Origin of the sequence: Paraburkholderia ferrariae NBRC 106233 (assembly GCF_000685035.1) — a bacterium.
Taxonomy (GTDB): domain Bacteria; phylum Pseudomonadota; class Gammaproteobacteria; order Burkholderiales; family Burkholderiaceae; genus Paraburkholderia; species Paraburkholderia ferrariae.
In genome coordinates, this window is the sequence record NZ_BAYB01000009.1 from 125,793 (window position 1) to 145,827 (window position 20,035).

General features: G+C 64.6%; 17 protein-coding genes. 13 read left to right on the top strand and 4 right to left on the bottom strand.

The genetic code is table 11. The annotated features are described in order from the left end of the window. The first annotated feature begins 241 nt into the window (after positions 1–241). Genes hyfB through BFE01S_RS11190 form a run of 6 tightly spaced genes read left to right on the top strand, consistent with a single transcriptional unit; the run spans position 242 to position 7,383 of the window. Positions 242–2,248 carry a hydrogenase 4 subunit B gene (gene hyfB / locus BFE01S_RS11165; protein ID WP_028225560.1) on the top strand — a complete coding sequence of 669 codons (2,007 nt, stop codon included), beginning with the start codon at positions 242–244 and terminating at the stop codon, positions 2,246–2,248. Beyond that, positions 2,242–3,192 (top strand): respiratory chain complex I subunit 1 family protein, encoded by a 951-nt coding sequence (locus tag BFE01S_RS11170; protein ID WP_028225561.1) that lies wholly within the window; start codon positions 2,242–2,244, stop codon positions 3,190–3,192. Before hyfB ends, BFE01S_RS11170 begins: the two co-directional genes overlap by 7 nt. Further along, positions 3,193–3,852, top strand: a complete 660-nt coding sequence (locus BFE01S_RS11175; RefSeq protein WP_028225562.1) for a formate hydrogenlyase — start codon at positions 3,193–3,195, stop codon at positions 3,850–3,852. After that, positions 3,845–5,308 carry a hydrogenase 4 subunit F gene (locus BFE01S_RS11180; protein WP_028225563.1) on the top strand — a complete coding sequence of 488 codons (1,464 nt, stop codon included), beginning with the start codon at positions 3,845–3,847 and terminating at the stop codon, positions 5,306–5,308. Before BFE01S_RS11175 ends, BFE01S_RS11180 begins: the two co-directional genes overlap by 8 nt. A 3-nt stretch (positions 5,309–5,311) precedes the next feature. Beyond that, positions 5,312–6,874, top strand: a complete 1,563-nt coding sequence (locus BFE01S_RS11185) for a hydrogenase large subunit (protein WP_028225564.1) — start codon at positions 5,312–5,314, stop codon at positions 6,872–6,874. Then, positions 6,874–7,383: an NADH-quinone oxidoreductase subunit B family protein gene (locus tag BFE01S_RS11190; RefSeq protein WP_028225565.1), complete on the top strand. Its 510-nt coding sequence runs from the start codon at positions 6,874–6,876 to the stop codon at positions 7,381–7,383. The genes BFE01S_RS11185 and BFE01S_RS11190 overlap by 1 nt, the downstream gene beginning before the upstream one ends. Positions 7,384–7,453: 70 nt before the next feature. Here the strand turns inward: BFE01S_RS11190 and BFE01S_RS46250 are convergent, their stop codons facing one another. The 4 genes from BFE01S_RS46250 to tssH all read right to left on the bottom strand — a co-directional run bounded on the left by BFE01S_RS46250 (position 7,454) and on the right by tssH (position 12,483). After that, positions 7,454–7,582, bottom strand: coding sequence for a hypothetical protein (locus BFE01S_RS46250; protein WP_281177398.1), 129 nt, complete (start codon positions 7,580–7,582; stop codon positions 7,454–7,456). A gap of 9 nt (positions 7,583–7,591) precedes the next feature. Then, a complete protein-coding gene (locus BFE01S_RS11200) occupies positions 7,592–8,284 on the bottom strand; it encodes a pyridoxamine 5'-phosphate oxidase family protein (protein WP_028225566.1) in 693 nt (230 codons plus the stop codon). 122 nt (positions 8,285–8,406) lie between these two features. After that, positions 8,407–9,432 (bottom strand): DNA-binding protein, encoded by a 1,026-nt coding sequence (locus BFE01S_RS11205; RefSeq protein ID WP_028225567.1) that lies wholly within the window; start codon positions 9,430–9,432, stop codon positions 8,407–8,409. Positions 9,433–9,807: 375 nt separating this feature from the next. Next, positions 9,808–12,483, bottom strand: coding sequence for a type VI secretion system ATPase TssH (tssH, locus tag BFE01S_RS11215; RefSeq protein ID WP_028225568.1), 2,676 nt, complete (start codon positions 12,481–12,483; stop codon positions 9,808–9,810). Between the two features lie 339 nt (positions 12,484–12,822). Here tssH and BFE01S_RS11220 point away from each other — a divergent pair, with 339 nt between their 5' ends. The 7 genes from BFE01S_RS11220 (at position 12,823) to BFE01S_RS11250 (ending at position 20,031) form a co-directional block, all read left to right on the top strand. Continuing rightward, a complete protein-coding gene (locus BFE01S_RS11220) occupies positions 12,823–13,539 on the top strand; it encodes a TagK domain-containing protein (protein WP_156966977.1) in 717 nt (238 codons plus the stop codon). Between the two features lie 76 nt (positions 13,540–13,615). Further along, positions 13,616–14,359, top strand: coding sequence for a type VI secretion system accessory protein TagJ (locus BFE01S_RS11225; RefSeq protein ID WP_245621092.1), 744 nt, complete (start codon positions 13,616–13,618; stop codon positions 14,357–14,359). Then, positions 14,356–14,874, top strand: coding sequence for a type VI secretion system baseplate subunit TssE (gene tssE / locus BFE01S_RS11230; RefSeq protein WP_028225571.1), 519 nt, complete (start codon positions 14,356–14,358; stop codon positions 14,872–14,874). The genes BFE01S_RS11225 and tssE overlap by 4 nt, the downstream gene beginning before the upstream one ends. 1 nt (position 14,875) lies before the next feature. Then, positions 14,876–16,756, top strand: a complete 1,881-nt coding sequence (gene tssF, locus BFE01S_RS11235; RefSeq protein WP_028225572.1) for a type VI secretion system baseplate subunit TssF — start codon at positions 14,876–14,878, stop codon at positions 16,754–16,756. Between the two features lie 2 nt (positions 16,757–16,758). Further along, the gene (tssG, locus tag BFE01S_RS11240; RefSeq protein WP_042337500.1) at positions 16,759–17,805 is read left to right on the top strand and encodes a type VI secretion system baseplate subunit TssG; all 1,047 of its coding nucleotides are present in this window, start codon (positions 16,759–16,761) and stop codon (positions 17,803–17,805) included. Between the two features lie 17 nt (positions 17,806–17,822). Further along, positions 17,823–18,932, top strand: coding sequence for a type VI secretion system protein TssA (locus BFE01S_RS11245; RefSeq protein WP_028225574.1), 1,110 nt, complete (start codon positions 17,823–17,825; stop codon positions 18,930–18,932). Between the two features lie 76 nt (positions 18,933–19,008). Next, on the top strand, positions 19,009–20,031 hold the full coding sequence (locus BFE01S_RS11250; RefSeq protein ID WP_028225575.1) for a fimbrial protein: 1,023 nt from the start codon (positions 19,009–19,011) through the stop codon (positions 20,029–20,031). The last annotated feature ends 4 nt before the right edge of the window (positions 20,032–20,035 follow it).

Genomic DNA, 20,035 nt, shown 5'->3' on the forward strand with positions numbered 1-20,035 from the left:
GTTCGCCCGGATGTGGGCCCATATCCGATATATGGGGCTTTGAGGCACTGCGCCTTGCGCGCCTGCCCACTCGAAGCACCCGTCTTTTTGGCGTCATGTGCCTTTCATGATAATGCCATTAGTATACTCTGCTATCCACATACATCTTTCGATGTAATATTATGTATGCGCAAGACTGATCCGGCGTGCCGGGCTCGGTCCATGCCCCTCGTCCAATCCGAGCGCACTGGAGACCATCCGGATGGCAAACGTGTCTGGCGTGCATTTCGTCCTGCTGGTCGTGGCTGCCTGGCTCGCAGTCGGCGCGCTGGGCCTTGGGGTGCTGCATCGCACGCGGCTTGTCGCACACGGTCTGTTTCCGCTTGGCGCACTGGCTGGGTTGCTGCTGGGCGTGGCAGGACTTGCCGGCATCTTCGCCGAACCGTCCACTCTCGTGCTGCCGGTCGGTCTGCCCGGTCTTCCCTTTCATCTGCGCCTCGACCGGCTGTCTGGCTATTTCCTTTTCGTGCTCGGTGTCGTCACCGCAGGCATCGGCGCCTTCTCTGCCGGCTATTTCCGCAAAGGCGAAGGGACGGAGCCTGGGCTGATCTGTTTCGAATACCACGTGTGTGTCGCAAGCATCGCGCTTGTGCTCGTCGCAGACGACGCCTACGCGTTCATGGTGGCCTGGGAAACGCTGACGCTGTCCGCCACGTTCCTGGTGATGACCAACCACCGGATCGGCGAAATCCGGCGCGCCGCCTACCTGTACTTCCTGATTTCGCACGTCGGCGCGCTCGCACTGCTCCTTTGCTTCGGCATTCTGCAGGCTCGCACCGGCGACTACACCTTCGCCAACATGCGCGCGCAGTCGCCTGACGCGTTCTGGGCATCGCTCGCGTTCCTGTTCGCACTCGTCGGATTCGGCGCCAAGGCCGGCGTGTTCCCGCTACATGTCTGGCTGCCGGAGGCGCATCCGGCGGCGCCGTCGCCCGTGTCGGCACTCCTGAGCGGATTCGTGCTGAAAGTCGGTCTGTACGGCATGCTGCGCACCGTGTTCGACCTGCTCCACGTGCAGATCGCGTGGTGGGGCGTGCTGTTGCTCGTGCTCGGTGTCGGCACCACGCTGCTTGGCGTGGTGTTCAGCACGATCCAGGTCGACATGAAGCGCCTGCTCGCGTATTCGTCGATCGACAATGTTGGCCTGATGATCGCTGCGCTCGGACTCGCAGTGCTGTTTCGTGCTTGCGGCATGCCGCTTCTGTCGGCCCTGGCGCTGACCGCGATGCTCTACCAGATCGCCGCGCACGCATCGTTCAAGAGTCTGCTGTTCCTGGGTACGGGCGCTGTGCTCCACGCCACCGGAGAGCGCAATCTTGGCAAGCTGGGCGGCCTGATCCGCTTCATGCCGTGGACCGCGTGGGCCGTCCTTGCCGGTGTCGCAGCCAGCGCAGGCTTGCCGCCGCTGAGCGGTTTCGTCGGGGAGTGGCTCCTGCTGCAGAGTTTCCTGTTCGCACCGGGCTTGCCCAATTCCCTGCTCGCCATGACGGTGCCGATCGTGGCCGCGCTGGTCGCGATGTCCGCGGCGCTAGCCGGCTACACGATGGTCAAGTTCTTTGGCATCGTGTTCCTCGGGCAGCCGAGGGAAGCGAAACTGGCCCGCGCTCGCGATGCGAATGCATGGGAACGGCTCGCGTTCTGCTGGTTCGCGGCGGTCGGCGTGCTGCTCGGGCTGATGCCCGTTCAGTTCGTCAAGATGCTGGACCCGGTCACGCGTGCGCTGGTTGGGAGCGGCCTCGCCGCGAACAATCACGGCTGGCTGCTGTTCGCGCCGGTATCGACTGCACGGGCGAGTTACATGCCCGCCGTGTTCATGCTTTTCCTGATTGCCTGCTGCGCTCTCGCCTGGGTCCTGGTGCGGCGCTTCTACCACGGCCGGCTGCGTCGCGCGGCGCCCTGGAACTGCGGCTTTCCGTTCGCGACGGCGCGAATGCAGGACACGGCCGAAGGCTTCGGGCAACCGATCCGGGAGATCTTCACGCCGCTGCTACGCGTCGAGCGGCAATTGCCGTCGCCATACGATACGCAACCGGCCTACCGCGTATCGGTTACCGATCGCACGTGGTCCCTGTTCTACGACCGTATCGCGGCACTCACGCAGCGCGCGGCACGATGGGCTGGCCGGCTGCAGACAGGCAAGATCGCCGTGTACCTGACCTACAGCTTCGCCGTACTGATCCTGCTCCTGATGCTGGTGAGAAGATGGTAAGCGTATCCGGCGTGATCTCGCAGGCCCTCGAGATTGTCGTGGCGCTTGCCGGCGCCCCCCTGCTCACGGGCTGGATCAACCAGTGCCGAGCATGGCTGCAGAACCGGCGTGCGCCTTCCATCTGGCAGCCTTACCGGATGCTCCACAAGCTGTTCAACAAGGAATCGGTCGTCGCGCACAGCGCAAGTCCCGTCTTTCGTGGTGCACCTTACGTCGTCTGGGCCGCGATGACGCTTGCGTGTGCGATCGTACCCACGCTGTCGACCGAACTACCGCTGTCGCCCGCTGCGGACGCGATCGCGCTTGTCGGCCTGTTTGCGCTCGCGCGGTTCGCGTTATCGCTCGCCGCGATGGACATCGGTACCGCGTTCGGCACGCTCGGTGCCCGCCGCGAGATGCTGGTCGGCTTCCTCGCAGAGCCTGCGTTGCTCATGGTGCTGTTCTCCGCCTCGCTGATCACGCAGTCGACACTGCTCACGAGCATCGTCGCGACACTCGGCCGGGGTGAACTCACAATCTATCCGAGCCTGGCCTTCGCGGGTATTGCGTTCACGCTGGTGTCGCTCGCCGAGAACGCGCGGCTACCCGTCGACAATCCGGCCACCCACCTCGAACTGACGATGATCCACGAGGCGCTGATCCTCGAATATTCAGGACGACACCTCGCACTGATGGAGTGGGCCGCGAGTCTCAAGCTGTTCGCGTACTCGTGCATTGGCCTGGCGCTGTTCGTACCGTGGGGCATCGCCGGGGCAGGCAGCCCGTTTGCGCTGCTGCTCGCGCTGCCCGCGCTCTTCATCAAGCTGATGGCGGGCGGCGCGGCGCTTGCGGCAGTGGAAACCGCCAACGCAAAAATGCGGATTTTCCGGGTTCCCGAGTTTCTCGCCACCGCTTTTCTGCTCGCGGTCATCGGCATGCTCGTGCACATTTTGCTGGGGGCATGAATGCACGGCTACGCGACGCAACTGATCAATTTTCTCGCGGCCGTTCTGCTCGCGTTATCGTTCGCGATGCTGAGCCAACGCCGTATTCTCTCGCTGATCCACCTCTATACGCTGCAGGGTGTCGCACTCGTGCTGGCAAACCTGATCCCCGGATTCGTGACTGGCGACGCGCACCTGTACGTCTCCGCGGGCCTCACGCTCGTGCTGAAGGTCGGCGTGATTCCGTGGATCCTGTACCGGCTTGTGCGCCGGCTCAACGTCCGGGCCGATGTCGAGCCGCTCATCAACATTCCGACGACGATGCTGATCGGCATCGTGCTGGTCATCATTGCGTTCAACGTCGCCTCGCCAATCAGCCAGCTCGCGACCTCGGTCGCGCACGGCACACTCGGCATCGCGCTCGCGTGCGTGTTGCTGTCGTTCATGGCGATGATCACGCGCGCGAAGGCAATTCCCCAGGTGATCGGCTTCCTGTCGATGGAGAACGCGCTGTTCTTTGCCGCAACGGCGGCGACCAACGGCATGCCGATGATCGTGGAGCTCGGCATCGGGCTGGACGTGCTGGTCGGGATCCTGATTCTGGGCGTGTTCATGTTCCAGATCCGGGAGCAGTTCGACAGCCTGGACATCCATCACATCGAGAGCCTCAGGGATGAGTGACGCCCACGTCGTGCTCGCCGTGCTCGGCATTCCGCTCGTGGCCGCCGCCTGCCTGGCGCTCACGCGAGCGAGCCGTGTCGCGCGTCATATGAACATCGCCTTCAGCTTCGCGACATTCGCGGCGACACTCGTGCTCGCCGCGCGCACCGTCGACCATGGGCCGTCGTTTGCATTCGGCCGGGCATTTTTCGTCGATCCTCTCAACGTGTACCTCGTCGCGCTGACCGCGTTCGTCGGCTGGACGACGTCGATGTTCTCGCGGCCATACATGCGGGTCGAAGAGGCGCGCGGCCGGATGACGGCAAAGCGGATGCGGCTCTATCACAGCATGTACCAGATCTTCATGTTCGCCATGCTGCTTGCGCTGCTGACCAATAATCTCGGCGTGCTCTGGATCGCGATGGAAGCCGCCACACTCGCAACCGTGCTGCTCGTCAGCGTCTATCGCACCGCCGCGAGCCTCGAAGCTGCATGGAAATATTTCATCCTGTGCGGCGTCGGCATCGCGCAGGCATTGTTCGGCACGATCCTGCTTTACCTCGCTGCGAGCCGACAGTTGACCGATGTCGATGCGCTGCTCTGGACGAGCCTGGCCGCCGCCAGGACGCACCTTGATCCGAACATCGTATCGATTGCCTTCGTGTTCCTGCTCGTAGGCTACGGCACCAAAGTCGGCCTTGTGCCGATGCATAGCTGGTTACCGGACGCCCACGCCGAAGGCCCGACGCCGATTTCGGCCGTGCTTTCGGGGCTGCTGCTGAACGTCGCGCTGTACGCCGTACTGCGCTGCAAGGTGCTTGCCGACGGCGCACTGGGCAACGGTACGCCGGGGCATTTGCTGGTCGGGTTCGGGCTCGTGTCGGTACTGGTTGCTTCTTTCTCGCTGTTCCGCCAGAAAGACGTCAAGCGGCTGTTCTCCTGGTCCTCGATCGAGCACATGGGGCTGATGACCTTCGCGTTCGGACTGGGAGGCCCGATTGCGACGTTCGCAGGACTCCTTCACATGACCGTCCATTCGCTCGTCAAATCGGCGATTTTCTTCACCGTGGGTCACGCAGTGCAGAAGGCAGGCACGCAGGCGATCGAGGGGATTCGCGGGCTGCTGCAGGTCAGCCCGACCGTCGGCTGGGGGATGATGCTCGGCACGCTTGCGATCCTCGGCCTGCCGCCGTTCGGCGTGTTTGCGAGCGAATTCCTGATCCTGACGACCGCCATGAATACGATACCGTGGACGGCCCCCCTGCTCCTGCTCGGCCTCGCCGTCGCATTTGCGGCAATCTTCGCGCGCGTGCAGCGAATGGTGCTGGGTGGAACGACAACGGCAAAGCCGCTCGAACATCGCCCCGCGCTGCTGCCGGTATTCGTGCATCTGGGCCTCGGGCTGATGCTCGGTCTCTATGTGCCACCCTACCTGGCAACGTGGTATCGCCAGGCCGCGACGATGCTGGGAGGCTGAAGCATGCGGCTCGATACGGCACAGATCGAAGATGCGATCCCGCTGTCGCACTCAGCGGGCCAAATTCCAGCAGTTATCGCGGACGTCAACGAAGCGCGGTGGCTCGAAATCGCGCACACGGCGCGCTCACAGCAGAACCGGCTCATTGCGATGTGGGGCAGCGAAGCGCCCGATGGGATTTGTGCAGTGAACGCCGCGTACGAATGTGAAGACGGGATACTGTGGGTGCGTCTTGCGACGGAGCCTGGTCCGCCACCCGATGGAAGCTTTCCCGATCTTGCCGCCATTTTTCCGTACTCGGTGCGCATGCAGCGCGCAATCTTCGATCTCACTGGGCTGCGGGCTCGCGGGGCACAGGACGCGCGCGCGTGGCTCAATCACGGCAACTGGCCCAACGACTATTTCCCGTTGCAAAAACAGGCGACCGGTCTCGAAAAATTCGAATCGAGCGAGGCAGACTACCCCTTCATACAGGTCGCGGGAGATGGCGTTCACGAAATCGCGGTCGGGCCGATCCACGCCGGCACCATTGAGCCGGGCCATTTCCGGTTCTCGGTCGTCGGGGAAAAGGTGCTGCGCCTCGAAGAGCGTCTCGGCTACGTGCACCGGGGCGTCGAACGGTTGTTCGAACGAACCCCGGCCTCAGGTGGCCACCGGATCGCGGCACGGATTGCGGGCGACTCGACAGTTGCGTTTTCATGGGCGTACTGCATGGCGCTTGAGCAGGCATGCGGCACGGCAATATCGCGCCGCGCGCTGTACGTGCGCGCCCTCCTGCTGGAAAGAGAGCGTGTTGCCAATCATCTGGGCGACCTTGGCGCACTCGGCAACGATGCGGGGTTTGCCTTCGGACTCGCCCAGTTCTCACGGCTCAAGGAGGACTGGATCCGGATGAACGCCCACGTCTTCGGGCATCGTTATCTGATGGACCGGATCGTGCCGGGGGGCGTGGCAGTCGATATTCGCCCCGAGACTGCAACGGCACTCGTCAGGCAGTGTGACCGTATCGAGCGTGAAGTCCACGTCTTGCGCAAGATCTACGAAGACCAGTCGGGATTGCAGGACCGCTTTGCCGGCACGGGCCGGTTGACTGCCGATGTTGCCGGGCATTTCGGCGTGCGCGGCATGGCGGCCCGCGCCAGCGGCCAGACGTTTGATGTGCGCGCAACCTTGCGACCCGCTCCGTATGACGATGTGGCCGTCAATGCGCCATCCGACCCGCGGGGCGACGTCGCGGCGCGTGTTGCCGTGCGATTTACCGAAATCGATGAGTCACTGCGTCTGATACGTGCATTGCTGGCCGACCTTCCGGCTGGACCCGTTGCTATCGACATGAAACCGGCAACCGCGCATTCGTGCGGGACGGGCTGGGTGGAGGGGTGGCGCGGCGACGTATTCGTCGCGCTTGAGCTGGACGCAAACGATGTGGTTTCGCGCTGCCATTGCCACGATCCATCGTGGCAGGCCTGGCCAGCACTCGAGCACGCGATCATCGGCAACATCGTCGCGGATTTTCCGCTGATCAACAAGTCGTTCAACCTGAACTACGCGGGGCACGATCTCTGATGTGGCAACTCATCCGGCAATTCGCGCGCTCCGGCTTTCCGGGCGAACCAGCGCCAACCGTGGAAGATGCATGGCGACACGAAGAGCAAGAGATTCGTCGTGAAATACTCGATCTCCTCGGGCGCGCGCTGTGCATCCGGCAGATCGATGCGGGCTCCTGCAATGGCTGCGAACTGGAGATCCACGCGCTGAACAATCCCTACTACAACATCGAAGGTCTGGGAATCAGGTTCGTTGCGAGCCCCCGCCACGCGGACCTGCTGCTCGTGACCGGCCCCGTGACGCTGAACATGAAAGCGGCCGTGCTCGCCGCGTATGAAGCGACCCCATCCCCGAAGCTCGTTGTTGCCGCGGGTGAATGCGCATGCACGGGCGGAATATTTGCCGGCAGCTATGCAGTATGCGGCCCGGTTTCGTCGATCCTGCCAGTTGATGTGGCGATCCCTGGATGTCCGCCGCCCCCCAGCGATCTGCTACGGGGCATCCTGACGGCCTGCCGGGCACGTTAGCGCGATTCACAGGGAAGATCGACATCCAGGCGGGTACGCGCAGCGCCATGCCTCCACACACCGGGACGGGTCAATGCATGATGACGCTTTCGACGAAATGCGCGCGACTCTCGCGCTCGTGCGCCTGACCCGCGAACCCGTGGCGGATGACCGCCGCCGGAAACCGGTGGCCGTGATAAAGCGATTTGGTCTTCTTCATCGACACATCTTACCCAGCCACTTCGTCAACGTGACAGCGCCGTGCCTGGTGCGCCCATTCGCTCACATAGTCCGGCGCCACGACGCCGGTCGCGGGGCGATCCTGCTCGGGCGGCAACGGCCGCAGCGCCATCGGCAAAACGCCGGCCCAAACTGCGCGGTCCAGATCTTCCTCGTCATCGTTCGGACCGCCCGTACGGACCTTCGACGCGGCTTCCGCCAGCGAAATGCGCAGGACAGTCGTCGCCGCCAGTTCCTTGCTGTTGCCCGGGCGAGCCTCGCCGCCGCGCCCGGGCGCGAGGCGCTCCATGAAGGCATCGAGCGCCGCCGCCTTGTGCTCGGCCGATACGACCTCGAACGTGCCGTAGATCGCGGCCGAACGGTAGTTCATCGAATGATTGAACGCGGAGCGCGCCAGCACGAGGCCATCGAGATGCGTGATCGTCACGCAGACCTGTGCGCCCGCTTCTGCCACCTTGAGCATGCGGCTGCCGTTCGAACCGTGGATGTAGAGATACTCGCCCTCGCGCCAGCATGCAGTGGGAATGCAATGGACGCCGTGGTCGTCGGCGAAAGCGATGTGGCAGAGCCAGGCCGCGTCGACGATCGCGTGGAGCGTCGCCTTGTCGTAGAGGCCGCGGTGCGCCTCGCGGCGCACACGGGTGCGGGACGAAGGGGGCGTGTTGGCGTCGGCGGCGGTCATGGTCGGCGTCCTCGTGAAGTCGTGTGGAAAAGCCGATTACGATAGAGCGTTTGTGGCCCTACCGGTAGATCCAGCATATGGCTTCACGATAGAGCCACCGATGCACTGAGGCACGGCGGTGTTCAGGTCTTTGCGGAGGTCTTGCGAGCGGGGCGCGGCGGCGCGGCCGCATCCGGTGTCGCCCGGCCCGCTCGGCGTGGCGCCCGCCGTCCCGCCGGCGTTGCAGGGTTCTCGGCCGCCGGCACACGGCGCAGCGCCGCCAGTTCTTCCGCCTGCGCCGCATGGTTTGCCTGCATGGCCTCCAGACGTCCTTCCAGCATCCCGGCGCGATGACGCAGGTCGCCCAGTTGCGCCTGCAACGACTGGATTTCCGCGCGGGCGCTCTCCTCTGTCCGTGCAGCACGGCGCGCCGCCGTGTCCGCCTCGCGTTGCAGACGCGCATTGGCCGTGCGCTCGCGCTCGATTTCGAGCAATGCGCGCTTTTCCGCCGCATGCAGCCGTGTTTCGGCCAATTCGGTGCTGGCCCGCTGCTTATCGAGTTCGACCGCGAAATCGGTGCGCGCCTGTGCGAGCGCCGCGTCGCGAGCGCGCCCCTCCTGCTGCAGCCGCGCGACCTCGCCCTCCAGCGCGCCGACCGTCGCCGCGGCGGCGGCTTCGGCCTGTTCGAGCTCGTGAATACGGACCTGTGCGGCGAGCAGCGCGCTGGTGCGCTGCTCCAGCGCGGTTTCCGTGCGTTCGAGATCGGCCTGCAAGGCCGCCACTGCCGCCTGGGCTTCGCGGCGTGCCGCCTCCACCTCGTCGCGCAGCGCTGCGAGCGACGCCTGGGCCGCAGCGCTCGCCCGGGTCCAGAGTTCGCCGATCAGTTCGCCGGCTGCGCCCTGAAGCTCCTCGGGCATATCCGCGTGTTCAATGCGCACGCGGCTCTTCTCTCGCAACTCGTTCCAGAATTCCGCGAGCACGGCGGTGGGGGTGCCCATACTGCCCCGATGCACCAGTTGATACAGGCGATTCGCCGTCGGCGTGATGCCGTAGCGGAAAAACATGAGCGCGCAGACTTCGCGGTATAGCTCGCGGGTCTTGGGGAATTCCTCCTTCAACCGGTCGATTTCGGCGGCGAGGCGGGTTTCGTCCGGAAGGGTGCCGGTCATGGTGCGAGCGGGAAAGGTGGAGTTCGTTAATATTACAACGTAAACCGTTTTATATCTAACTTTTTTGATTTTTAATTTGACATTAATTTTATAATGTCGAAATTTTGAATTAAATCTAGAACTGTAAGTTCAGCCTCCCGTGGAGGCTCGCCCCCCGGTTGGTGCCGCCCGAGGGCTCACAAGTCACTTCAAGGCAACGGGGCGCTGTTGCCTACGCCCCCCTCGAAACCTCCTCCCTGAGTTCATCGACAATCTGGCGGCGCTGTTTCGGAGAGGCGCGGAGCAGAAGATTCAATGTGGTCATGAATCGCTGCTCCTCGCCCTTGTGCAGATTGACAAACGCAAGGAGAGCCCGCGCTGGTGTGCCCCCGCTCTTCACGGCGAGTTCGGCTGCGCATCGCAGGAAGGCTGGAACACGAGTGCAACCGCGGGCGCCGCGGCCCGATCGCCCACGTCAATCGCGATATGGGCGAGGACGCGCTTCGCTGCGAACGCAGCAAGCCATCGCCGCGCTAGTTGCGGCAGCACGTACTGCTCGATGAAGCCGATCAACAGCCGCGCCCCGGTCTCCTGCACCAGGCAACGCTCGACAATGTAGTCGATCACATCCGGCGAATAAGTCAGCTCGACCTGGCTGTTTTCCGCCATACGCCGAACCACGCGATCCAGATGCAACTGCACGATCCGGCCGAGCGAATCCTGGCCAAGCGGGCGATACGGCACCACCGTCACGCGGCCGAGGAACGCCGCCGGGAACGACTTCAGCAGTTCCGGCGTGAGCGCAGAACGCAGGTCATCGGTTTCCGGCGCGAGCGCCTCGTCGGCGCACAGGCTCGCGGTCAACGCCGAGCCGACGTTGCTCGTCATCAGAATGGTCGTGTTGCGGAAGTCGATATAGCGCCCGTCGCCGTCTTCCATGTAGCCCTTGTCGAGCACCTGATAAAACATTTCGAGAACGTCGCCGTGGGCCTTCTCGATCTCGTCGAGCAGCACGACGGAATACGGGCGCCGCCGCACCGCCTCGGTCAACACGCCGCCTTCACCGTAACCCACGTATCCCGGCGGGGCGCCCTTGAGGCCGGAAACGGTGTGCGCCTCCTGGTACTCGCTCATGTTGATCGTGATGAGGTTTTGCTCGCCGCCGTAAAGCGCTTCGGCGAGCGCGAGCGCGGTCTCGGTTTTCCCGACACCGGACGGCCCCGCCATCAGAAATACGCCACGCGGCTTGCGCGGGTCTGCGAGCCCCGCGCGCGCGGCCTGCACGCGCTCGCCGATCTGCTGCAGCGCGTCGCGCTGGCCAATCACGCGGGCGGCAAGTGTCGCCGGCAGCACCTGCACGGCCGTCACCTCGTCGGTCAGCATGCGGCCAACTGGAATACCCGTCCAGTCCGAAACTATTTCTGCGACGATCGCTTCGTTGACCTCGGGAAACACGAACGGGCTGTCCCCCTGCAACTGCGACAACGTGCGCTCAAGCTCGCGCAACAGGCCGATCGGCGTCTCCGTTTTGCCGGATTCGTTCAAGGTTTCACGCGCACTCGCGAGTGCATTCGCCGCCTCGGTCTGCGCCTGCCAGGCGGACTCGATGGCGCGCTCTTCGGCTTCGAGTCGGGCGATGCTCCCGTTGATGTCCGCGAGCGTGGCGTCGTCGCGCAGACCGATGCGCACTTCGTTGCCGAGCAGTTCCGCTTCGATGCGCGCGGCCCTCAGACGCTCGCGGACGCGCTGCAGTTCGCGCGGCGGCGCGTGCTGCGACAGCGCGACACGCGCACACGCCGTGTCGAGCAGGCTGATCGCCTTGTCCGGCAACTGACGCGACGGAATGTAGCGATGCGACAGCGTAACGGCCGCGCGAATCGCCTCGTCGAGCACCACGACGCCATGGTGGCATGCCAGCATACGCGTCAGGCCGCGCACCATGTCGATGGCAGACGGCTCCTCGGGCTCCATCACCTGCAGCACCTGAAAACGGCGCGTGAGCGCGGGATCTTTCTCGATGTGCCGCTTGTACTCCGCCCACGTGGTGGCGCCAATCGCGCGCAGGATGCCGCGTGCGAGAGCCGGCTTGAGCAGATTCGCCGCATCGCCCGTGCCGGCCTGACCACCCGCGCCAATCAGCGTATGGATTTCGTCGATGAACAGCACGACCGGGACCGGCGACTTCGTTGCCTCTTCGACCACGGACTTCAGACGCGACTCGAACTCGCCCTTCATGCTGGCCCCCGCCAGCAATGCGCCGACGTCGAGGCTCAGCAAGCGGACATCGGCAAGCTTCGGCGGCACATCGCCCGCCGCGATCGCAAGCGCCAGTCCTTCGACGATCGCGGTCTTGCCCACGCCGGCGTCGCCCGTGAGGAGCGGATTGTTCTGTCGCCGCCGCAGCAGCACGTCGATCATCGTTCGAATCTCGAGTTCGCGGCCCACGACGGGATCGATCTCGCCGGCGCGCGCACGTGAGGTCAGATCCGTGCAGAACTGCGCGAGCGCCCCGCCCGCCGCGGGCGTCGCCATGGCGCCGGAGGCTTCGCCGGGCAGCGCGGACGAAAAATCGGTCCGGTCATATGGCGCGTCGTCCGCTTCGGGCGATCCGTCGATCCACGCGGGCAGCCTGTCGTAAAGACCGTCGAGCGCAATCTTGCCGAACGCCGGTGAGATCGACAGCAACACGCGCCGCAGCTCCGGCGTCTCGATGAGCGCCGCGATCAGCCACGCGCCGCGAATGCGCCGGTCGCCAAACGCGAGCGTGGCCACCACCCAGGCGCGCTCGATCGCCTGTTCGACGTGATGCGAAAAATCGTTGAGAGAACTGGCGCCGGCCGGCAGCGCGGCCAGGGCGGCCTGCAGGTCCCGGTCGAGCAGTTCGCGACTGATGTCGCAATGCCTGACGATGCGGTGCAGATCGCTGTCGGGCTGCGCCATCAACTGATGGAGCCAGTGCACCAGTTCGACATAGGGATTGCCGCGCAGCTTCGAGAACGCGGTGGCGGATTCGATACTCCTGAAGAGCGTCGCGCCGAGCTTCCCGAACAGCGCGTGACGTGAAATGGCCATGAGCTAACTAATGTGGTGTGCGTAGTGATGATGACGTGTTCCGGCATCCGGATGTCGCTTGAGACCGACGTCCGGTACGAGAATCGGACGGATCGGACGATTCGGACGAATCTGACAACGGGGCAAACCGGACGAATCGGGCAGCGCAGAATAGCCCATCGCCCATCGCTTGTATTTGGGCCATCGCCCATATTCGCCGCGTGACTCGCGACGTACCATCTGCCGATTCAGTCACCATCCGCGCGCCGGCCTGCGGCCAGCAGCCTGCTCGCGGAGCGTTTGCCCACCCATGCTCCGGTTCAGCCGGGCGCACCCCTTGCGGTTGCGGGCCTTCACGTCATGTCCGATCTTTCATTCGAAGACCTGCTTTCCTGCAAGCCTGCCCCGTCTGATTCCGCAGGTCCCGACTCCCCTCCCGGTGTAGCGCCGCAGGTGGATGCGGTCGCCCCGAAGCTCGCGAGTCCGAATGACTTCAGCGACCTGATCGCCATGGTCGGGACATTTGCCGACGGCGACGGCGACAGCGACCCGCTGCTCGCCTTGCTCGACCGGTCGGCGCCCACGGAGAAAGACGGGTACGAAGGCAACGCCTTGCTCCTGCCGCTCCACGCCGACGAAACGGACCTGCTCGCCGCGCTCACGCGCGAATACCACCAGGCGCTGCTAAGTCAGAAGAGCGGTCAAGAACATGAACTGAAAACGGCTACCGCCGACGGCAGCGGGCCAATCGTCGTCGCGCCGCGGGACCCGTTCGCCGACCTCGCGAGCCATCCCGACTCCGAAGCATCGGTTTTCGATCTGCTCACGAAGGGCCGCACTATCGACACCCTGCTGGAAAGCCTCGACGCCTTCGACGCCGGGCAGATCTTCGAAGCAGAAAAGCATCACGACATCCTCGCCTTGCTCGCGCCGCGCGGCATCGCCGCACGGCGCACGGGTCACGCGGCCCCGCTCGCGCGCGAAGAACATCACATGATCAGCGTGGACAGCCACATGGCCATGCCTGACGCCATCGAAGAAGACACACCGGGATCTCCCCATGAAAATCACCGCTGACCTGCCGGCATCGGGCGCCTCGACGCTCCACGGCGTGCTGAACACGCAAACGCTCGACGAACTCAAAGCGCAAACGATGGAACAGGTACGCAAGCATCCGTCGAACGTCCGCGAACGCTGGCTGCTGTTCGAGCTGCTGTGCCTGGACGGCGAGTGGGAGCGCGCGCTGCGCCAGTTGCAGACGTGGGCCACGCTGGAACCCGAAGGTACCGCGCGCGCGCAGTTGTATCGCGGGCTGATCCAGAGCGAGATGTTCCGCACCGAAGTGTTCGCCGGCCAACGCATGCCGCACTCGATCGATCCGCTGCCGGCATGGGCAAACTCGCTGGCGCAGGCCAACGTGAAGCTCGGCGAAGGTCATATCGCCATCGCCGACGAACTGCGCAGCCTCGCCTTCAACGAAGCGCCGGCAACGCGTGGCCAAAGCACGCAGATCGGCGCCTTCCGGTGGCTGACCGACAGCGACAGCCGGCTCGGGCCGGTGTGCGAACTGGCGGTGGCGGGCGGCTACCGCTGGGTGCCGTTCGAACAGGTCAAATCGCTCACGCTTGGCCGCGTTACGGGACTGACCGACCTCGTCTGGCGCTCAGTCGTCGTGGGCCTGCGCAACGCCACTGTTCTGCGCGGCTATATGCCCGTGCGCTATCCCGGTTCGGAAAGCGGTCCGCATGCCGTCAAGCTCGCGCGCGAAACCACGTGGAAAGACGTGGGAGAAACCAACGTGATCGGGCTCGGCCAGAAAACCTGGACGACCGACCAGGGCGACTTCGGCCTGCTCGAAATCGACGAGTGCCGCTTCAACCACGACGAGCAGACATGAACGCCCCCGATCTCCTGCACCGTCAGGCGTATATGCCGTCGCTCATCGACCGTCTGCTCGACAATGCCCCCCAGCGCAAAACCGAGTATCCCGACGCGTATGCGCCCGACAGCGAAGGCATGCGCCGCATCATCCAGCGCGATCTGAGCCTGCTGCTCAACACCACGAGCTTCGAGGACGAACTGGACATGACGCGGCACGCGGTAGCCGCCGGGTCGGTGATCAACTACGGAATTCCCGCGCTGTCCGGCCACTATCTCAACAACCGCAACTGGGAAAGCATCGAGAAGATGGTCCGCACGGCAATCACTCGCTTCGAGCCGCGCCTGATGCCCGACTCGCTGCGCATCCGTCCGCTCAACAACGAGAACCCGATCCGCTACAACCGCCTCACCCTGGAAATCAGCGGGCTCATGCACTGGTCGCCCTATCCGCTCGAATTCCGCATTCAGAGCGCGTTCGACATCGAGATGAACCAGGTCACGTGCGATACGGACCCCGGCAGGGACCACTGACATGGATCCGCAATTTCTCGACTACTACACCCGCGAACTGACCTACATGCGGGAGATGGCCGGCGAGTTCGCCGCGCAGCATCCGAAAATCGCGCGGCGTCTCGGCATGGAAGGCATCGAGGTTGCCGACCCGTATGTGGAGCGCCTCATCGAGGCGTTCTGCTTCATGTCCGCACGCACGCAGATCAAGCTCGACGCCGAGTTTCCCCGCTTCACGCAGCGGCTGCTCGAAGTGACCTATCCGAACTACGTCGCGCCCACGCCATCGATTGCCGTCGCGCGGTTGCAGCCCAGCCTGCGCGCGGGCGATTTCACCAAGGGGGTAACGGTCCCGCGCCACAGCCAGCTACGCTCGGCAATCCCGTCCGGCGAGCAGACCGCCTGCGAATTCCGCAGCAGCCAGGATGTGACGTTGTGGCCCATCGAGATTGCCGAGGCGCGACTCACGGCCGTGCCGCCGGATATTCCCGACACCGATCGCCATCTGCTGCCGCATCAGCAGTTGCGCGGCGCGTTGCGCCTGCGCCTGCGCACGACCGGCGAGGTGAAATTCAACCAGATGACGCATTTCGACCGCTTGCCGATCTACCTCGGCGGCGACGAGCGCATTGCCTCGCATTTGTTCGAGCTGATCCACGCAGGCAGCGTCGCTTCCGTCGTGCGCACGCATGGCGCGCCGCGCGGCGAGGGGCATGTGGTTGCCAGGGCACCGGTCGAGTTCGAGGGGCTTCAGGCAGACCAGGGCGTGCTGCCGCTCACATGGAATACGTTCCACGGCCACAATCTGCTGCAAGAGTATTTCGCGTGCCGCCAGCGCTTCTATTTCTTTGCGCTGACCCAGCTTGCGCCGGGTCTTGCGCGCGTCGACAGCAAGGAAGCCGAGGTGGTGCTCTTGCTCGACCGGCTGCCGGAAGAACTCGCCACGCATGTCGATGCGTCCCGTTTCTTGCTGTTCTGTACGCCCGTCGTCAATCTGTTTCACAAGCGCACCGACCGCGTCGAAGTCAACCGCGCGCAGACCGAGTTCCATCTGCTCGCCGACCGCACCCGGCCGCTCGACTACGAGATCTTCTCGGTATCGCGCGTTTTCGGCAAGAAGGCAGAAACTTCGATCGAAGTCGACTTCAATCCGCTTTACCGGACACTGCACAGCGACGTGGGCAACCACGGCCGCTATTTCTCGACGCGCCGCGAACAGCGCGCGCTATCCGCCAACGCGCGCAAATACGGCACGCGCACGCCGTACATCGGCACGGAAGTCTACGTGTCGCTCGTCGACCAGACCGACGCGCCCTATGCGGACGACATGCGCTACCTGTCGGTCGAAGCCTGGGTCACGAATCGCGATCTGCCGCGCCTCATCCCGCGCAACGGCAAAACCGATCTCACGATGCCCGACTCGGTGCCGGTCGAGGGCGTGAGCCTCGTGCATCCGCCGAGCGCGCCGCGCGCGCCTTACGCGAGCGGCGAAACCGCCTGGCGCCTGATTCGCCAGCTGAGCTTCAACTACATGCCGCTCGCCGACCTCGATCACGGCGACGGCGGCCAGGCGTTGCGCAACATGCTGAGCCTCTTCATCACGCCAGGCGAGCGCGAGCAGGCGCGCCAGATCGAGGCGCTGGTGGGCGCGCGCACCGAACCCGTCGTGCGCCGCCTGCCGGGCCAAGGGTTGCTCGTCTACGGACGTGGCGTGCGGTGCGAGCTGACCGTCGACGAAACCGGTTTCTCCGGCATCAGCCCCTACCTGTTCGGCCTGGTGCTCGAACATTACCTCGCGCGTCATGTGTCGATCAACGTGTTCACCGAAACCGAACTCCGTTCGATGCAGCGCGGCCTCGTGACGCGATGGCAGCCGCGCATGGGCGGCCGCGGAGCCGTGTAGACATGGACATGCGCGATACGACTGCCTCCGCGCCGGCGGTGACTTCACTGGGTCCGCAGGCACTCCACGCCTGGTTCGATCCGGCCACGCCCTGGCAGTCCGGCTTCATGAGTCTGCTGCGTGCGATCGCCGCACGCGACCCGCACAGCCCGTTGCCGGGCACCGCGAGCCTGCCGCGCGAAGAGCCGTTCCGGATTGGCCAGCAACCGACGATGATGTTCGCGCCGCGCGAGATCGCGGCGCTCGGCATGCGCGACGGGCGCCTTGACGTGCGCCTGTTCGGGCTCGGCCTGTGGGGGTCGCAGGGACCGCTGCCGCTGCATATGACCGAGCTGGCATACAGCCGCTCCGAAAGTCATCAGGATCACACGCTCGTTCATCTCGCCGATCTGTTTCATCACCGCGCGCTCTCGCAGTTTTATCGCGCGTGGGCAGCGGCACAATCGACCGCGTCGCTCGACCGCCCCGACGACGAGACGTTCTCGTTCTACATCGCGAGCCTGATCGGCGTCGACCCGGACGAGGCCAAACGCTCGTGCCTGCCTACGCACGCGCGCTACAGCGCGGCGGCGCATCTGGTGCGCGAAGCGCGCAATCCGGACGGACTCGCCGCGATGCTCTCGAATTATTTCGGCATACCGATGAGGGTGGAGGAGTTCGTTTCGCACTGGATCCGTCTCGCGGATTCGGAGCACACGAAACTCGGCGTGCCGGGACCGACCGCCATCATGGGCGAATGCGCGCAGCTCGGCGAAGCCATTCCGGATCGGCAGCACAAATTTCGTCTGGTGGTGGGGCCGCTCGATCTCGACCAGTATTTGCGCCTCACACCGCACGGCGAGGATCTCACGACGTTCGTCGAATGGGTGCGGGCCTTCGTCGGCCACGAATACGCGTGGGAGGTCAAGCTGCTCGTCAAGCCGCGCGCCGCGCCCCCCGCCCGCGCCGACACTTCGCAAAGACTCGGTTATTCCACGTGGCTCGGCGAAGCCATGGACGAACAACCGGTTGTCGGCATGGTGTTCGAACCCGAGCAATACAACGACTGATTCTGGAGCCTCTCCGCATGAACGCCTCTTCCCCCGCCAACGCGCTGCGCTACGCGGACCTGCTCGAACCGGTTTGCGACGACATGCCCTGCGGCGCCGAACTCGACTACGATCAGGACTTCGTCATGCTGCTGGCCGCCGTGGCGCCGCGTGTCGAAGCGCAATACGGCAAATTTGTCGGCGTCCCGCAGGCCGCCAACTGGCCCGAGGTCGAACGCGATTGCCGGACGCTGCTGTCGCGTGCGAAGGATATCCGCCTGGCCGTCATTCTGCTGCGCTGCCGGGTCCGGCTCGACGGCGCGTCCGGGCTGCGCGACGGACTCGCGCTCCTCAAGTCCCTGCTCGAACGCTATGGCGAAGCGCTGCATCCGCGGCCCATCTTCGAGGGTGAACGCGATCCCGTCATATACGCGAATGCGATCGCCGCGCTCGCCGATCCGGACGGCGTACTGGGCGACGTGCGCGACATCCTCATGCCGAAAGCGGCGGGCGTGCAAATGCAGTTTCGCGACATCGAAAAATCGTTTTCGACGCCTCGCCTGAAAGACGCGCTGGCGCCGGAATCCGTCAACCGCCTGCTCAAGGAGTTGTGGGGACGGCGCGATGCCGTGATTGCGGCGTGCGTGGAAGCGCAGCGCCTGACGGCGGACATCGTGGCCTGGTGCGGCGCGACGCTCGGCGCCGATGCGCCCGATCTCGGCGTGCTGTCGAAAATACTGCAACCGTTTTCGCAAGCGCTGCTCGATGGCGGCGCGCCTGCGGCGATGCCGGCAACAGCGGCCGCCGCGACACCCTCAGCGCCGGCCGCAAGGCCCGCCACAGAGCCCATTGCCGACACGGCGCCTGCCCCGACGCCGGCGACAGCCGCTTGCGCGTCGATCCCGCAACCCGATCTGTCGCCCGGCTTGCCACCCGGTTTGCCTATGGGCGCCCCGCTGCCGAGGGACCGCTGGAGCGCGCTCGCGGCAATTCAGGAAACGCGTATCTGGTTCGAGCAGAACGAACCGAGCAGTCCCGTGATTGTCCTGTTGCGCCAGTCGGAGCGGATGGTCGGCAAGCGGTTTTCGGAACTCGCCCAGGTCATTCCGGCCGATCTGCTGGCCGCCTGGGACCAGATCGACGACTGATACGCCGCGCCTACGATTGCCTAGCTTCATTTCCCGTCAACCTCTCCGGTACGTCGGTCAACGAGAACCATTGCTCATGAAAAGACTCGTCCAGTTTCTTATCCTGCTTACCCTCGGGCTCGCGCGTATCGCATCGGCCACGTGTCTTCAACTGAGCGCCAGCGATATCGCCTATGTCCAGCAAAAATTGGGGGGCACGGCTTATCAGCAGTTCCAGGCCAACGTCCTGTTCCAGGATGCCTCGGTATCGATCGATCCCGGTCTATCCATCGGCTCGGTGATTGCGACGGGGACATCGACCGCACTGCCCGCCGCGACCTACGTCATGGTGTGCACGAACGGCGGCACGCTGACCATGAGCCTCAACGGGGCGACACCTTCGAACATAGCAGGCGTCTATAACACCAATGTGCCGGGTATCGGCTTCACGCTCAGCTACGTCCGCGCGAGCGGCAACACATCGGTTTTCCCGTACTCGACGTCCGTCCAGCCTGGCACGGAAGGTCCCAATCAGGCGGTCTACGAGACGCTGGGCGCCGGCGCGGAATTCCGCGTCCAACTGGTCAAGACGGGCGATATCGCCAGCAACGTGAACGTGCAGTTCCCCGGTACGATAGGCATGGGAACAACCGATGGGGACGCCAGGACCGTCATAACGGTTAGCGCCGGCGGCATGAACGTCAAGGTGCTGCCGAGCTGCGCGGTGGACAGCAGCACACTGAACATCGACTTCGGCACGTTCGGTCCCACCGACGTCTCCACTACCTCGGGCCCGACCCAGCCGGTCAACTTCAACGTGCTCTGCACGGGCCCGACGCCGCCGGCTTCGATTACCGCAGCGCTGTCCGGCACGCCCGATACGAATGCGCCCAGCATGCTCAAGAACACCGGGGCATCGAATCTGGCCATCCAGTTAAAGGAAACCGCTACCGGCACGGTCCTCCAGCCCAACAACCCGAACAGCACGCTCGTCCACACACCTGGCGGCGGCATGCAATCGCCATTCGCACTCCAGGCGACCGTGCTGCGCGTGGGAAGCACGGCGCCGACCGCGGGCAAGATCCAGGCAACCGCGACGATCACCATGACCATTCTCTAAGCCG

What these genes read in the sequence shown, in the direction of transcription:
- hyfB (WP_028225560.1), top strand. Translation starts at nt 242, where the DNA reads ATGGCAAACGTGTCTGGCGTGCATTTCGTCCTGCTGGTCGTGGCTGCC.
- BFE01S_RS11170 (WP_028225561.1), top strand. Translation starts at nt 2,242, where the DNA reads ATGGTAAGCGTATCCGGCGTGATCTCGCAGGCCCTCGAGATTGTCGTG.
- BFE01S_RS11175 (WP_028225562.1), top strand. Translation starts at nt 3,193, where the DNA reads ATGCACGGCTACGCGACGCAACTGATCAATTTTCTCGCGGCCGTTCTG.
- BFE01S_RS11180 (WP_028225563.1), top strand. Translation starts at nt 3,845, where the DNA reads ATGAGTGACGCCCACGTCGTGCTCGCCGTGCTCGGCATTCCGCTCGTG.
- BFE01S_RS11185 (WP_028225564.1), top strand. Translation starts at nt 5,312, where the DNA reads ATGCGGCTCGATACGGCACAGATCGAAGATGCGATCCCGCTGTCGCAC.
- BFE01S_RS11190 (WP_028225565.1), top strand. Translation starts at nt 6,874, where the DNA reads ATGTGGCAACTCATCCGGCAATTCGCGCGCTCCGGCTTTCCGGGCGAA.
- BFE01S_RS46250 (WP_281177398.1), bottom strand. Translation starts at nt 7,582, where the DNA reads ATGAAGAAGACCAAATCGCTTTATCACGGCCACCGGTTTCCGGCGGCG.
- BFE01S_RS11200 (WP_028225566.1), bottom strand. Translation starts at nt 8,284, where the DNA reads ATGACCGCCGCCGACGCCAACACGCCCCCTTCGTCCCGCACCCGTGTG.
- BFE01S_RS11205 (WP_028225567.1), bottom strand. Translation starts at nt 9,432, where the DNA reads ATGACCGGCACCCTTCCGGACGAAACCCGCCTCGCCGCCGAAATCGAC.
- tssH (WP_028225568.1), bottom strand. Translation starts at nt 12,483, where the DNA reads ATGGCCATTTCACGTCACGCGCTGTTCGGGAAGCTCGGCGCGACGCTC.
- BFE01S_RS11220 (WP_156966977.1), top strand. Translation starts at nt 12,823, where the DNA reads ATGTCCGATCTTTCATTCGAAGACCTGCTTTCCTGCAAGCCTGCCCCG.
- BFE01S_RS11225 (WP_245621092.1), top strand. Translation starts at nt 13,616, where the DNA reads ATGGAACAGGTACGCAAGCATCCGTCGAACGTCCGCGAACGCTGGCTG.
- tssE (WP_028225571.1), top strand. Translation starts at nt 14,356, where the DNA reads ATGAACGCCCCCGATCTCCTGCACCGTCAGGCGTATATGCCGTCGCTC.
- tssF (WP_028225572.1), top strand. Translation starts at nt 14,876, where the DNA reads ATGGATCCGCAATTTCTCGACTACTACACCCGCGAACTGACCTACATG.
- tssG (WP_042337500.1), top strand. Translation starts at nt 16,759, where the DNA reads ATGGACATGCGCGATACGACTGCCTCCGCGCCGGCGGTGACTTCACTG.
- BFE01S_RS11245 (WP_028225574.1), top strand. Translation starts at nt 17,823, where the DNA reads ATGAACGCCTCTTCCCCCGCCAACGCGCTGCGCTACGCGGACCTGCTC.
- BFE01S_RS11250 (WP_028225575.1), top strand. Translation starts at nt 19,009, where the DNA reads ATGAAAAGACTCGTCCAGTTTCTTATCCTGCTTACCCTCGGGCTCGCG.